Here is a 13,375-nt window from a genome sequence, read left to right as displayed (position 1 = left end):
GAATTGTTGCAAATTGATAACAAAATCGCGAAAGTTCCGCTTGGCAACGCTGCCGAAGGGCTCGCCGTATTCGGTCCTCAAGATAAGTACTTGCGGCTCGTGATGGAGCATGTTCAAGCCTCGATCAGCTCCCGCGAGGCAGAGATCGTCATCTCCGGCCCCACGGAGGAAGTAGATTCGCTTGAACAGCTATATTCCGTGCTTCTGCAGCTTGTCCGTGGCGGCTATACGCCATCCGAGAGAGATATTATGTACGCGCTTGAGCTGGCGCGTTCCATGCAAGCCGAAGAGCTCCTTGACCTGTTCAAGAAAGAAATCGCATCGACGTTCCGCGGGAAAAAGATCATGGTCAAGACGATCGGCCAACGACATTACGTCAAGACGATCCGAAAGCGTGACATCGTATTCGGCATCGGACCCGCAGGCACGGGCAAAACCTACCTGGCCGTCGTATTGGCCGTCAGCGCGCTAAAGGAAGGCTCCGTGAAACGGATCGTCCTGACGCGTCCCGCAGTGGAAGCGGGCGAGAATCTCGGGTTCCTGCCCGGAGACCTTCAGGAGAAGGTAGATCCATATTTAAGACCGCTGTACGACGCGCTGCACGACGTGCTGGGTCCCGATCAGACGGCAAAGGCGTTGGAGCGCGGCTTGATCGAGATCGCGCCTCTTGCTTATATGCGCGGACGTACGCTTGACGATTCGTTTATTATCCTCGACGAAGCGCAGAATACGACGCCGGAGCAGATGAAAATGTTTTTGACGCGGCTTGGTTTCGGCTCCAAGATGGTCATTACGGGCGACGTGACGCAGATCGACCTCCCGCGCGGAAAGTCGTCCGGGTTAGTGGAAGCGCAGCGCATTTTGAAAAACATCGAAGAGATCGGCTTGATCTTTTTTGCGGAGCAGGACGTCGTCCGCCATTCGCTCGTGCAAAAAATTATCGTCGCCTACAATTACGACGCCGAGAACAAAGCCTGAAAAATAATAAATTGTGTTGAAGTTCTAATAAGAGTTCAAAAAATCCAGTTTTCAGTACCGAGAATATTGGATGAAGCTAGAACCTGAGGAGCGGAGCGTAGCAGCGCTACGTGAGCACCGGAAGGTTCGGCTGAATTCAAGATTCGACGTCGAGTAAGCTCCTATGAAATACTTCGTAATCAAAATTGGAGTTTTTGAATTACCTTAGAAGGGAAGGGTAGCTTGGATGAGCCAGAATGGATCGGGCAAGCCGAGCAGCGCCAAGCAGACGGCAAGATCGCCGCAAGGCTGGAGGCAAAGCCCGGCTGTTAGATGGACGCTAATGGCGCTGTTCGTGCTGCTCTTTTATTTCAGCCTGTCGCCGCATGTCATTCCCGAAACATACGATATTTCCGAAGGCGCCGTCAGCGAGAAGGAAATTAAAGCCCCCTTCCAAATTCGCGACGAGAAGGCGACCAGGCAAGCCGAAGAGGATGCGGCAGCCGAGATCGACGCGATCTACTCCATCGTCCCTTTGCGGAACGAGACGCTCGTCGAGCAAATTTTGTACCGGATCGAACAGCTCAACCTTGACGATCAAGTAACGACGGACAATAAGGTCGCGATCTATCGCACGGAAATTCCGGGCAAGTACGCCGCCCATATCGATGCCTTCGTGAAGGTGAACAAGGGCAATGGCACGTACAGCGATTCGCTGCTTGTCGAGATGGAGACGATCGCCAAGGAACAACAGTACACGATACCCGAGGAGACGTTCTACAAGCTGCCTCAGCTGACTTCGGAGCAGCTGGCCGAGATGAGAACGGTCGCGAGGGACATCGTGCGCAAGCTGACCGGCGAACAATTGCGCGAAGCCGAGACGGCCCGGACCCAAGTGGCGGAGCTCGTCAACGCCAGCGCGCTCTCGAACCGGACGGAACGCGAGATCGTTCAGGAGCTTGCGAGATTCGCGATCATGCCGAACAAGTTTTTGGACACGGACGCGACGGACGAGGCGAAAGCGCTCGCCAAGCAGAATACGCAGCCGGTCGTCTTCAAGGAAGGAGACGTCATCGTCAAGCGCGGTCAGACGATTACGCCGGATTTGTACAAGCTGCTGTCGGACTCCAACCTGCTTCAGGACAAACGGTCGTATTGGCCGCAGGCGGGATTGCTTCTCTTATCGATTATGTTCGTCGTCGTCTTGTTCGCCTTCCTGCATCAATCAGGCGGACTCGGCGGCTTCAGGCCGAAGTACAGCAATACGCAGCTCCTCATGCTGCTGCTGATCTTCCTCATCAATATCATTACGATCCAGATCATCGCGCTTACCCAGACGGACGCGGTGCCATATGCCGGTTATCTAGCTCCCGCAGCGCTTGGCGCCATGCTGATTACGCTTCTGCTGGACATGCATTTGGCGATCATCGCTTCTTTCATCTTCACGATTATGGGAAGCATTATTCTGAATCCGGCTTCGAACAGCCTGTTCGATTTCAAGTACGGGTTCTTCATTATCGTCGTATCGCTCGCAGCCGTATTCTCGATCCATCGGGCCAGCCAGCGTTCGACGATTCTCAAAGCGGGCATCATGGTCAGCTTGTTCGGATCGCTGTCCGTGATGGCTGTGCTGATGCTTACGGAGCAAATGGAACGGATGCCGTTTATTTATTCGGTCGCCTTCGCCTTCGCGAGCGGTCTTCTGACGGCGATTCTCGTCATCGGCCTGATGCCGTTTTTCGAAATCACGTTCGGGATTTTATCCGCTTTGAAGCTGGTCGAGCTTTCTAATCCGAATCATCCGCTTCTCCGGAAGCTGCTGACGGAGACGCCCGGAACGTACCATCATAGCGTCATGGTGGGCAATCTGTCGGAAGCCGCGGCCGAGGCGATCGGAGCGGACGGCCTTTTGTGCCGGGTCGGTTCGTATTACCATGATATCGGGAAGACGAAACGGCCCAATTATTTTATCGAAAACCAAACCAATATCGAGAATCCGCATGATACCATCGATCCGAAACTAAGCAAATCCATTATCGTAGCCCACGCGCGGGACGGCGTAGAGATGCTGAAGGCGCATAACATTCCGAAGCCGATTCGCGACATTGCGGAGCAGCATCACGGAACGACTTCCTTGAAGTTTTTCTACCACAAAGCCGTTAAACAGGCGGAAGAGCAAGGGATTGCGCCAGCCTTCACAGAAGAGGACTTCCGTTATCCGGGTCCGAAGGCCCAGTCCAAGGAGGCCGCGGTGGTCGGCATTGCGGATTGCGTGGAAGCGGCAGTTCGGAGCTTGCGGAACCCGACGGTCGAGCAGGTGGAAGCGATGATCGCCAAGATTATAAAAAGCAGGCTCGATGACAATCAATATAATGAATGCGACTTGACGCTTAAGGAACTGGACAAAATCGCGCAATCGCTCAAAGAGAGCATTATCGGCATCTTCCATTCGCGTATCGAGTATCCGGACGATGCCAAAACGAAGGGACGTATCGACTAAATGAATTTGCAATTAGACTGGAACAACGAACAATCGAAGATCGAAATTCCGGAGATATGGATCGATAAGCTGACCGAACTGCTCCAGCTCGCAGGAAAAGCGGAAGGACTGGCCGATGGCGAAGTAGCGCTGACGTTCACCGACGACGAAGGCATTCATGCCCTGAATCGCGATTATCGGGGCATCGACCGTCCGACAGACGTATTGTCGTTCGCGATGCAGGAAGACGGGACAGACGAGCTCGACATTATTTTCGAAGTGGAGAACGAGGACGAAGCCGATCCGCTGTCCGGCATGTTGGGGGATATCATTATCTCCGTTGAAAGGGCCCAGCTCCAAAGCGAAGAATACGGCCATTCCCTCGAGCGCGAGATTGGCTTCCTGTTCGTTCACGGCTTCCTTCACCTGATCGGATATGATCATCAGGATGAATCATCCGAAGCCGAAATGACGAGCAAACAAGAAGCGGTTCTCCAGCAAGCGGGTTTGACGAGATAAATGGTCAAATTCTTCCGAAGCGTTCTCTTGGCGTTGTCGGGAATCGGATTCGCGATCCGCACGCAGCGGCATATGCAAATTCACTGCGTTGCGGCGATCATCGTGATTGGCCTTGGATGCGTCCTATCGCTTGATGCCGTCCAGTGGTGTATGATACTGATAGCGATCGGATTAGTCGTGACCGCAGAATTGATCAACACGGCGATCGAGCAGGCCGTCGATCTGGCAAGCCCCGGGCGGCATCCTCTGGCGAAAGCGGCCAAGGATGTCGCGGCCGGCGCCGTGCTGGCGGCGGCCATTGTTGCCATTGCGATCGGGCTGATCGTTCTTGGCCCGCCGCTTTGGCAATTCATAGTATGAGTGGAGAGAGGCGAAGAAATGAACTACGAAGGGCTCCGGCCTGATTACCATACCTTGCTTCAGCAAGCCGAGGAAGCGATGAAACGCGCATACGTGCCGTATTCGGGCTTCCAAGTCGGCGCGGCTTTGCTCGACGGGCAAGGACATGTCCACTCCGGCTGCAATGTCGAGAACGCGGCGTACGGACCGACCAACTGCGCGGAACGAACGGCGTTGTTCCGTGCGATAGCGGACGGCAGGAAAGCGGGAGAGTTCCAAGCGATCGCCGTGATCGGAGACACGGACGGACCGATATCGCCATGCGGCATCTGCAGGCAAGTGATGGTGGAATTATGCGCGCCGGACATGCCGGTCATCATGGGCAATCTGCGGGGACAGTGGACGATGTCGACGGTTGCGGAGCTGTTGCCGGGCGCGTTCACGCCGGCGTCGTTAAACAAGGAGGAGCAAGGGAAATCATGAATGGACAAGCAACAGGAAGAAGCGGCAAAGGTTTCAAATCCGGATTCGTCGCGATTATCGGAAGGCCGAACGTCGGCAAATCGACGCTGATGAATCACTTGATCGGGCAGAAAATCGCGATCATGTCGGACAAACCGCAGACTACGCGAAACAAAATTCACGGTGTATATACGACGGACGATTACCAAATCGTTTTTCTCGATACGCCCGGCATTCATAAGCCTCAATCCAAGCTGGGCAATTACATGAACCAGTCCGCGGAAGGGGCGCTCAAAGAAGTCGAAGCCGCATTATTCCTCGTCGATGTTTCAGAGGGGCTTGGAGGCGGCGACCGGTTCATCATCGAGCAGCTGAAAAAAACGAAGACGCCCGTTTTCCTTGTCATGAACAAAATCGACAAGATCGAGCCGGAAGCGCTCCTCCCGATGATCGCGCAATACAACGCGCTGCACGAATTTGCCGAGATCGTCCCGATCTCCGCGCTGAAAGGCAATAACGTGAGCACTCTGCTGGAGCAGATTACTCGTTATCTGCCTGAAGGGCCGCAATATTATCCCGCGGATCAAGTGACGGATCATCCGGAGCAATTCGTATGCGCCGAGCTTGTTCGGGAGAAGATTCTTCACATGACGCGCGAGGAAATTCCGCATTCCATCGCGGTTACGATCGAAGACATGCGGGTGCAGGAGAATGGCGTCGTGTACATCGGCGCAGTTATTTTCGTAGAGCGGGATTCCCAGAAGGGCATCATCATCGGCAAGCGAGGCGAGCTGCTGAAGGAAGTCGGCAAGCAGGCGCGCAGGGACATCGAGGCGCTGCTCGGCTCGCGCATTTATTTGGAGCTCTGGGTCAAGGTCAAGAAGGATTGGCGCAACCAGGAGCGCGTCCTGAAGGATCTCGGCTTCCGTCACGATTAATCAGCGGGCAAACCGGAGCTGTCGTAATTTGCTAAGGATATCCGTCCCTTGTTTATCGCATCCTATAACCGTCTGGAGCTGCATTTCCGAGGCGGAAAGGATGAATACGAATGCGAGATTTTTCGTGGAAGTATTTTACGTTGACCGGTGATGTCGAGTCCTTCATGCTGTACAAGGAAGTGGATCAATACGGCGTTGCCGATGATGCTGCCGCGTATGATGGGCAAGATGAGGAATTTGCGAGTATGGACGTGCAAGAATAAGCGACATAGCGGTATTATCGGGATAATAGGCTTATGTTTCATGGGGGAGAAGCCGGATGCTGCATCGCGTGGAAGGAATCGTAATCCGCAGCATGGATTATGGGGAAAGCAACAAGATCGTAACGCTTCTGACGAAAACGAACGGCAAAGCTGGGGTATTGATCCGAGGGGCGAAAAAAGTGAAAAGCAGGCATTCCTCGCTTGCCCAGCCGTTCACGCTCGCGGACTATCAGTACTTCCGGAGCAGCGGGCTCGGCACCTTGAATCATGGTGAGATCATTGCGTCTCACCATGATTTGCGTATGCAGCTCGACTTGTCCGCCTACGCGTCCTACGCGGCGGAGCTGACGGATCGGACGCTGCAAGAGGAAGAAGCGAGCGGGTTTCTGTTCGAGCAGCTCAAGGCCTGTTACGCCGCGCTTCAAGACGGTAAGGACTGCGCGATCGTCATCCATTTGTACGAGATGAGAATTTTGGATCTGGCCGGTTATTCGCCAGGGCTGGACGAATGCGTGAACTGCGGCAATCGGGTAGGTCCGTTCAAGCTGTCCGCAGGCGCCGGCGGCATCTTGTGCAGCCGATGCGAGAGCAGGGATCCGTACGGTATTCCGATGAGCGAAGGGGTACATAAAATTTTGCGTTTGTTCAAAGGAATGGATATGAGAAGGCTCGGAGCGATTTCCGTCAAAAGCGAGACGAAAGCCGAGCTTAAGAAGTGCATGAGAGCTTTAATGGACGCTCAGCTAGGCCTCCAATTAAAATCTCGAAACTTTTTGGATCAATTGGACAAATTGGTTTGACAATCCATCGCAATACGCATACAATATTAAATTATGAATATCGGACATTGATGGAGAAAGTAACCATAATGAGTCTGCAAGAATAGCGAGCCGGGGACGGTGAAAGCCCGGTCGGACGATTATGGCGAAAGGCGCTCCGGAGTCTCTTGAACGAAAGCGGGTTGCCGAACGCACATGATCCATGTAGCGGGCAGCCAAGTAGGGTGGAACCGCGGGAATCATACTCTCGTCCCTACGTCTGGCAGCAGACGTAGAGGCGGGAGTTTTTTGCGTGCCGATACGGTGGATGCTCCAGCAGAGCCTTATGTCCGGTTAGCCGGACCACCACTAAACGATAGAAGGAGTCGAGCGGTATGAACTTTCAAGGCATGATCTTGACGCTTCAACAATTCTGGGCTGAACAAAATTGCATTCTCGTGCAGCCGTACGATGTAGAGAAAGGCGCGGGAACGATGAACCCGATGACGTTCCTGCGTTCCATCGGTCCCGAGCCGTGGAACGTGGCATACGTCGAGCCGTCCCGCCGCCCGGCGGACGGAAGATACGGCGAGAACCCGAACCGTCTGTACCAGCATCATCAATTCCAAGTCATTCTGAAGCCGTCACCGGACAACATCCAGGAACTTTATTTGGAGAGCTTGCGGCGTCTTGGCATCGATGCGAAGGACCATGACATTCGATTCGTCGAGGACAACTGGGAATCGCCTACGCTTGGCGCTTGGGGGCTAGGCTGGGAAGTTTGGCTGGACGGCATGGAAATAACCCAATTCACTTACTTCCAGCAGGTCGGCGGCATCGACGCGAACCCGGTCGCAGTGGAAATCACGTACGGCATGGAGCGTCTGGCCTCCTATATTCAGCAGAAGGAAAACGTGTTCGATCTGGAGTGGGTGGAAGGCGTGACGTACGGCGACGTGTTCCTGCAGCCGGAATACGAGCATTCCAAATATACGTTTGAAACATCCGACACGGCTATGCTGTTCTCCCTGTTCTCCATGTACGAGGAAGAAGCAAGGAAGACGATGGAGCAGCGTCTGGTGTTCCCGGCCTATGACTACGTTCTCAAATGTTCGCACACATTCAACTTGCTCGACGCTCGCGGAGCGATCAGCGTAACGGAGAGAACCGGATACATTACGCGCGTGCGGAATTTGGCCCGCCAATGCGCGGCCACGTATTACGAGGAGAGAGAGCGGCTTGGATTCCCGCTGCTTAAGAAGGGAGTGGAGCAGAATGGCTAAGGATCTACTGCTGGAGATCGGACTGGAAGAAGTGCCCGCGAGGTTCGTTCGCGCCGCGATGAACCAACTGAAGGACAAGATGGACAAGTGGTTGTCGGATAACCGCATCGGCCATGGCGCGATCGAAGCTTACGCCACGCCGAGAAGGCTTGCCGTCATCGTGCGCGAAGTCGAAGAGAAACAAGCCGACAGCAACGAAGAAGCGAAAGGCCCTTCCCGCAAAATCGCGATGGATGACGCGGGCAACTGGAGCAAAGCCGCGCTTGGCTTCGCCCGCAGCCAAGGCGTCGAGCCCGAGCAATTTTACTTCCAAGAACTGGCGGGCGTGGAATACGTCTACGCGCGCAAGAGCAGCATCGGGGCGGAAACCTCCGGCTTGCTGGCCGAAGGACTAAGCACGATGATTACGTCGATGTCCTTCCCCAAAAATATGCGCTGGGGCGGCTACGAGCTTCGGTTCGTTCGGCCGATTCGCTGGCTTGTGGCGTTGTTCGGCGCAGAGGTTGTGCCTTTCGAGATTACCGGCGTAGAGACGGGCCGCGTCTCGAAGGGTCACCGGTTCCTGGGCGAGGACGCTTCGGTGGAAACGCCAGCCGAATACAAGGATACACTGCGCGCCCAGCTAGTCATCGTCGACGTGGAGGAACGCGAAGCGTTGATCGTTTCGCAAATCCAAGGACTGATGGCGGAGAAAAGCTGGAACATCGCAATCAAGGAAGATTTGTTGGAAGAAGTATTGTTTTTGGTCGAATATCCGAATGTGCTATTCGGCACGTTCGATCCTTCGTTCCTAAATATCCCGCAGGAAGTGCTGATTACGTCGATGCGCGAGCATCAGCGTTACTTCCCGGTGCTTGATGAAGCCGGCAAACTTCTTCCGTTTTTCGTCACGGTGCGCAACGGAGACCGGAGGTCGATCGATCTCGTCGCGAAGGGCAATGAGAAGGTTCTGCGCGCAAGGCTGTCCGACGCGAAATTTTTCTACGCGGAAGACCATAAGCTGACGATCGACCATGCGCTCGGCAAGTTGGAGACGATCGTCTATCACGAGGAGCTCGGTACGGTCGCCGACAAGGTGCGTCGCATTACGGCGATCTCGAAGCTTATTTCCGAAGCGCTTCGGATCGAGGGCGCTCAAGCGGACCACATCGCCCGTGCGGCAGCGATTTGCAAATTCGACCTCGTCTCGCAGATGGTCTACGAATTCCCCGAGCTGCAAGGTATCATGGGCGAAGATTACGCCAAGAAAGCCGGCGAGCACGAATCCGTGGCGAAGGCCGTAAACGAGCATTACCAGCCGAGATTCTCTGGCGACCGCATCCCATCCGAATTGACTGGCGCAATCGTAAGCTTGGCCGACAAAATCGATACGATCGTTGGCTGCTTTTCGATCGGCATCGTGCCGACAGGCTCTCAGGATCCGTACGCGCTGCGCCGGCAAGCGGCCGGTATCGTGCAGATCCTGCTTGGCCAGAATCTTCGCATGGGACTCGGCGAGCTGTACGAGATCGGAATCTCCGTTCACGAAGCCCGCGGCTTGAAACGTTCGGCGGAGGAGATTCGTAAAGATTTGAACGACTTCTTCTCGCTTCGCATCAAAAACTGGCTATCCGAGCAAGCCGCTCGTTACGATGTAGTGGACGCGGTCATGGCAGTCGGTTTCGACGACCTGGCATTAACGGCCAGCCGCGCTTCGGCGATTCAGCCGCTCGTTGCCGGCGCCGACAGAACCGAATTCAAGCTGGTCGTCGAAGCCTTCAATCGCGTAGGCAATCTCGCGGCGAAAGCGGAGTCCGCGGACATCGATCCGAACTTGTTCGCCGAAGCGACGGAGGCACGTTTATACGAGTCTTGGATTTCGGCAAGGCCGGGCATTTTGACTGCAATCGAGCATCGCGATTTGTCCGGCGCCTTGCAGCAGCTTTCGGGACTGCGTCCGGCAATCAGCGATTATTTCGACGGCGTTATGGTTATGGATAAAGACGAGAAGGTACGCGCCAATCGATTGGCGACGTTATCGGCAATCGCCCGGGACATCGCGCTGATCGCGGACTTCTCCAAGCTGGTGTGGTAAGCAGCGCTTCGTACGCAATCGCTTAAGGAGGTAATGGCCATGGCGAAAGAAAACGGCAAACCGGAAGTGATCGTTTACGTCGTATCCGATGCGGCAGGCGATACGGGGGAGCTGGTCGTTCGCGCCGCGATCGCCCAGTTCCATCCGATTCACGCGGATATACGCAGGGCGCCTTTCGTGACGGAAGACTCTGCATTGGAGCGTATCGTAGAGCAGGCAAAGCTGTCGCAAGCTATCGTTTTGTACACGCTAGTCATTCCCCATTTGCGCGATACCATGAGGAAGCTGGCGGGAGAAAGCGGAATCGCCGCCATCGATCTGCTCGGGCCTTTCGTCGAGACGCTCGAGCAGCGCACCGGCAGGAAGTCGAGGCAAGAGCCCGGTCTCAACCATGTGCTCGACGCCGATTACTTCCGCAAGGTCGAAGCGGTGGAATTCGCCGTGAAATACGATGATGCCAGAGATACATCCGGCGTAACCAAAGCCGATATCGTCCTGGTAGGCGTGTCGCGAACATCGAAGACGCCGCTTTCCATGTATCTTGCCCATCAGAAGTTCAAGGTCGCGAATGTTCCTCTCGTTCCGGAGCTTAAGCCGCCCGAGGAGCTTTTCAAGCTGCCGAAGCGCAAGGTGATCGGACTGACGATCGATACGTCCTATCTGAACGTCATACGGAAGGAACGGCTCAAGGCGCTCGGATTGCCAAATACGGCAGCTTACGCAACGACGCACAGGATCGAACAAGAGCTGAAGTATGCCGAAGAGGTGATGTCCCAGCTCGGCTGCTTTGTCATTGACGTCTCGCATCGGGCGGTGGAGGAGACGGCCAGCTTGATAATGGAATACGTGCGAGGACAATGAAGGATTTTTTCCCGGAGTTGCCGTATATAATAGTAGTGACTTTTAATGCATTCGCGAGCGGTGATTCGGATGAAGGCTAATCAGATGGCGATCGTGGTAGACGCGGACTCTTGCCCGGTCAAGAACGAAATTGTAGGCACGGCATTGCATTATCAAGTACCGGTTCGCATGGTCGCGTCGTACGACCACCGGCTCGAGCCGAAGCCTGGCGTCGAGATCGTCCAAGTCGACCGCAGCGATCAATCAGTCGACTTGTACATCGTGAACCATATCAGGCGAGGCGACATCGTCATTACCGGAGACTTCGGTCTCGCCTGCGTGGCGATCGGCAAAGGCGCGGTCGTCCTCTCGCCGAGAGGCGAGGAGTATACGGACGACAACATCGATTACTTGATGGAGAGAAGGCACGAAAGCGCCAGAAGACGCCGTGCCGGCGGACGAACCAAAGGTCCAAGGGCGATGTCGGATGCGGATCGGATCGCTTTTCAACAAAAGCTGACAAAAGTTTTGGTTCGCATGCAGGAGAAACATGACATATAGCGAATAATATTAGAAATCTAAGTTTATCGAGCGGTACCGGCTCGCTGACTTAGAATAAAGGTGATGAACGATGACAAACGGTAAAATACCGGAGGAAGTGATTGACGCCGTCCGGAAGCGTCATGACATCGTCGAAACGGTTGGGAAATACGTTCATCTCACGAAGCAAGGCAAATATATGAAGGGGTTATGTCCGTTTCATTCCGAGAAGACGCCTTCGTTCACCGTTACCCCGGAGCTCCAGATCTTCCACTGCTACGGCTGCGGCAAAAGCGGCAACGTCATTCGGTTCGTCGAAGAGATGGAAGGATACAGCTTCCCGGAAGCGGTGAGGGTGCTAGCCGAGGAAGCGAACATGCCCATTACTTGGCAGGAAAGCGGCGGGGGCAGAGCCGCTCCGAATCCGGAGCGCGAGAAGCTTGTCGAGGCGCATGAGCTGACGCTTAAATTTTATCATTACTTGCTGAACAACACGAAGCAAGGCGATAAGGCGAAGCGGTATTTGCGGGAACGCGGACTCAGCGATCGGCTGATCGACCATTTCATGATCGGTTTCGCTCCGGATGAATGGGATGTGCTGACTCGGTTCTTGACCGGCAGGGGATTCGAACCCGCGTTGCTGGAGAAGGGCGGATTGCTTTCGGCCAAACAGGACGGCAGCGGCTACGTGGATCGGTTTCGCGGACGGATCATGTTCCCGTTATGGGATGCCGGAGGCAAAGCTTCCGGATTCGGTGCTCGTATCATCGACGAAGGGCAACCCAAATATTTGAACTCTCCCGAGACGATGTTATTCACGAAGAGCAGGACGCTGTATAACCTGCACCACGCGAAGGCAGCGATCCGGAAGAGCAAGCAGGTCGTTTTGTTCGAAGGATACATGGACGTCATCAAGTCATGGCATGCCGGCGTGAAGAACGGCGTGGCAACGATGGGTACAGCGCTTACGGAGGAGCATTGCGCCATCCTTCGCCGCCATGCGGAAGAAGTGCTCGTCTGCTACGACGGCGACGATGCCGGACAAGCGGCCGCAAGCAAGTCGATCCCGCTCCTGGAGAACACCGGGCTGAAGGTCATGATCGCCATGCTTCCCAAAGGAAAGGATCCTGACGATTATATAAGCGAATACGGACCGGACGCGTTCCTTCGCGAAGTGATGGACGAGCCCGTGTCGATTACAAAATTTAAGCTTATATATTCAAGGAAAAACCATATACTGCTAAAAGAAGAAGGTCGAAAAAACTATCTGATGGAAGCAGTGGAAATTGTGGCCGGAGTCGACTCTTCTACCGAACGGGAAGTGTACCTGAAGGAGTTATCCCGCGAATTCGATATTTCCCTTGACGCGCTTAAGCAGGATTGCCACGGCATCCGCACCGAACAGCAAAAAAAGAAACCGCAAGGGGATAATAACGATAATTCGTGGAATAATGGTAGGAATGAAAAGCGCCGTACGTCCGGAGCGCCTAAGATATTGCCGGCTTACGCGTACGCGGAGCGGAGATTGCTGCATGTCATGATACGGGAGCGCGATGTGGCCGAAGCCGTGCACGAGCGTATCGGGGATTCGTTTAACGTAGAGGATCACGCAGCTCTCGCTGCTTATTTATACGCCTATTATGCGCAAGGGTATGAGCCGGACGCCGCACGGTTCATCTCGACGCTGCATGATAAGCGCCTGGAGGAGACGGCATCGGCCATCTTGTTGCTGGACGACGATTCTCCGATAGACGATACGATTCTGGATGCTTATATCGGGACGATCCTCAAGGTTCCCAAGATTCGGAACATCGAGCGCAAGAAAGAAGAGATGGTGCGTGCCGAGCGCGCCGGCGATGCTTTATTGGCAGCGCAATTAGGACTTGAGATTATAACCCTAGAGAGACAGCTGAAAGGTTGACT

13 protein-coding genes are annotated in these 13,375 nt (G+C 54.6%); all 13 read left to right on the top strand.

Annotated elements, in window-relative coordinates; translation table 11 throughout:
- Positions 1-6: 6 nt before the first annotated feature.
- The 13 genes from RB620_RS16940 to dnaG all read left to right on the top strand — a co-directional run bounded on the left by RB620_RS16940 (position 7) and on the right by dnaG (position 13,373).
- Positions 7-978: a PhoH family protein gene (locus RB620_RS16940; protein WP_308096290.1), complete on the top strand. Its 972-nt coding sequence runs from the start codon at positions 7-9 to the stop codon at positions 976-978.
- A 226-nt stretch (positions 979-1,204) separates the two neighbouring features.
- Positions 1,205-3,457 (top strand): HD family phosphohydrolase, encoded by a 2,253-nt coding sequence (locus RB620_RS16935; protein ID WP_308096230.1) that lies wholly within the window; start codon positions 1,205-1,207, stop codon positions 3,455-3,457.
- Positions 3,458-3,955, top strand: coding sequence for an rRNA maturation RNase YbeY (gene ybeY / locus RB620_RS16930; protein WP_308096228.1), 498 nt, complete (start codon positions 3,458-3,460; stop codon positions 3,953-3,955).
- Positions 3,956-4,315 carry a diacylglycerol kinase family protein gene (locus RB620_RS16925; RefSeq protein ID WP_308096226.1) on the top strand — a complete coding sequence of 120 codons (360 nt, stop codon included), beginning with the start codon at positions 3,956-3,958 and terminating at the stop codon, positions 4,313-4,315.
- Positions 4,316-4,333: 18 nt separating this feature from the next.
- Positions 4,334-4,777, top strand: a complete 444-nt coding sequence (gene cdd / locus RB620_RS16920) for a cytidine deaminase (RefSeq protein WP_308096225.1) — start codon at positions 4,334-4,336, stop codon at positions 4,775-4,777.
- Positions 4,774-5,694: a GTPase Era gene (gene era, locus RB620_RS16915; RefSeq protein WP_308096223.1), complete on the top strand. Its 921-nt coding sequence runs from the start codon at positions 4,774-4,776 to the stop codon at positions 5,692-5,694. The genes cdd and era overlap by 4 nt, the downstream gene beginning before the upstream one ends.
- A gap of 110 nt (positions 5,695-5,804) precedes the next feature.
- Positions 5,805-5,957: a YqzL family protein gene (locus tag RB620_RS16910; protein WP_308096221.1), complete on the top strand. Its 153-nt coding sequence runs from the start codon at positions 5,805-5,807 to the stop codon at positions 5,955-5,957.
- A 56-nt stretch (positions 5,958-6,013) separates the two neighbouring features.
- Entirely contained in the window at positions 6,014-6,757 is a 744-nt protein-coding gene (recO, locus tag RB620_RS16905) for a DNA repair protein RecO (protein WP_308096219.1), read from the top strand.
- A 353-nt stretch (positions 6,758-7,110) separates the two neighbouring features.
- Positions 7,111-7,998 carry a glycine--tRNA ligase subunit alpha gene (gene glyQ / locus RB620_RS16900; RefSeq protein WP_308096217.1) on the top strand — a complete coding sequence of 296 codons (888 nt, stop codon included), beginning with the start codon at positions 7,111-7,113 and terminating at the stop codon, positions 7,996-7,998.
- Positions 7,991-10,072 (top strand): glycine--tRNA ligase subunit beta, encoded by a 2,082-nt coding sequence (gene glyS, locus RB620_RS16895; RefSeq protein WP_308096215.1) that lies wholly within the window; start codon positions 7,991-7,993, stop codon positions 10,070-10,072. Before glyQ ends, glyS begins: the two co-directional genes overlap by 8 nt.
- Before the next feature lie 39 nt (positions 10,073-10,111).
- Positions 10,112-10,933, top strand: coding sequence for a pyruvate, water dikinase regulatory protein (locus RB620_RS16890; protein WP_308096214.1), 822 nt, complete (start codon positions 10,112-10,114; stop codon positions 10,931-10,933).
- 69 nt (positions 10,934-11,002) lie between these two features.
- Positions 11,003-11,473 (top strand): YaiI/YqxD family protein, encoded by a 471-nt coding sequence (locus RB620_RS16885; RefSeq protein WP_308096212.1) that lies wholly within the window; start codon positions 11,003-11,005, stop codon positions 11,471-11,473.
- Between the two features lie 70 nt (positions 11,474-11,543).
- Positions 11,544-13,373, top strand: a complete 1,830-nt coding sequence (gene dnaG / locus RB620_RS16880; RefSeq protein WP_308096210.1) for a DNA primase — start codon at positions 11,544-11,546, stop codon at positions 13,371-13,373.
- The last annotated feature ends 2 nt before the right edge of the window (positions 13,374-13,375 follow it).

Origin of the sequence: Paenibacillus sp. LHD-117, from assembly GCF_030929555.1 — a bacterium.
Classification (GTDB): Bacteria; Bacillota; Bacilli; order Paenibacillales; family Paenibacillaceae; genus Pristimantibacillus.
This window is presented reverse-complemented; position numbering and strand designations above follow the sequence as displayed.

Bases quoted from the DNA above. Each gene is read 5' to 3' on its own strand.
- RB620_RS16935 (WP_308096230.1), top strand. From the start codon at position 1,205: ATGAGCCAGAATGGATCGGGCAAGCCGAGCAGCGCCAAGCAGACGGCA.
- ybeY (WP_308096228.1), top strand. From the start codon at position 3,458: ATGAATTTGCAATTAGACTGGAACAACGAACAATCGAAGATCGAAATT.
- RB620_RS16925 (WP_308096226.1), top strand. From the start codon at position 3,956: ATGGTCAAATTCTTCCGAAGCGTTCTCTTGGCGTTGTCGGGAATCGGA.
- cdd (WP_308096225.1), top strand. From the start codon at position 4,334: ATGAACTACGAAGGGCTCCGGCCTGATTACCATACCTTGCTTCAGCAA.
- era (WP_308096223.1), top strand. From the start codon at position 4,774: ATGAATGGACAAGCAACAGGAAGAAGCGGCAAAGGTTTCAAATCCGGA.
- RB620_RS16910 (WP_308096221.1), top strand. From the start codon at position 5,805: ATGCGAGATTTTTCGTGGAAGTATTTTACGTTGACCGGTGATGTCGAG.
- recO (WP_308096219.1), top strand. From the start codon at position 6,014: ATGCTGCATCGCGTGGAAGGAATCGTAATCCGCAGCATGGATTATGGG.
- glyQ (WP_308096217.1), top strand. From the start codon at position 7,111: ATGAACTTTCAAGGCATGATCTTGACGCTTCAACAATTCTGGGCTGAA.
- glyS (WP_308096215.1), top strand. From the start codon at position 7,991: ATGGCTAAGGATCTACTGCTGGAGATCGGACTGGAAGAAGTGCCCGCG.
- RB620_RS16890 (WP_308096214.1), top strand. From the start codon at position 10,112: ATGGCGAAAGAAAACGGCAAACCGGAAGTGATCGTTTACGTCGTATCC.
- RB620_RS16885 (WP_308096212.1), top strand. From the start codon at position 11,003: ATGAAGGCTAATCAGATGGCGATCGTGGTAGACGCGGACTCTTGCCCG.
- dnaG (WP_308096210.1), top strand. From the start codon at position 11,544: ATGACAAACGGTAAAATACCGGAGGAAGTGATTGACGCCGTCCGGAAG.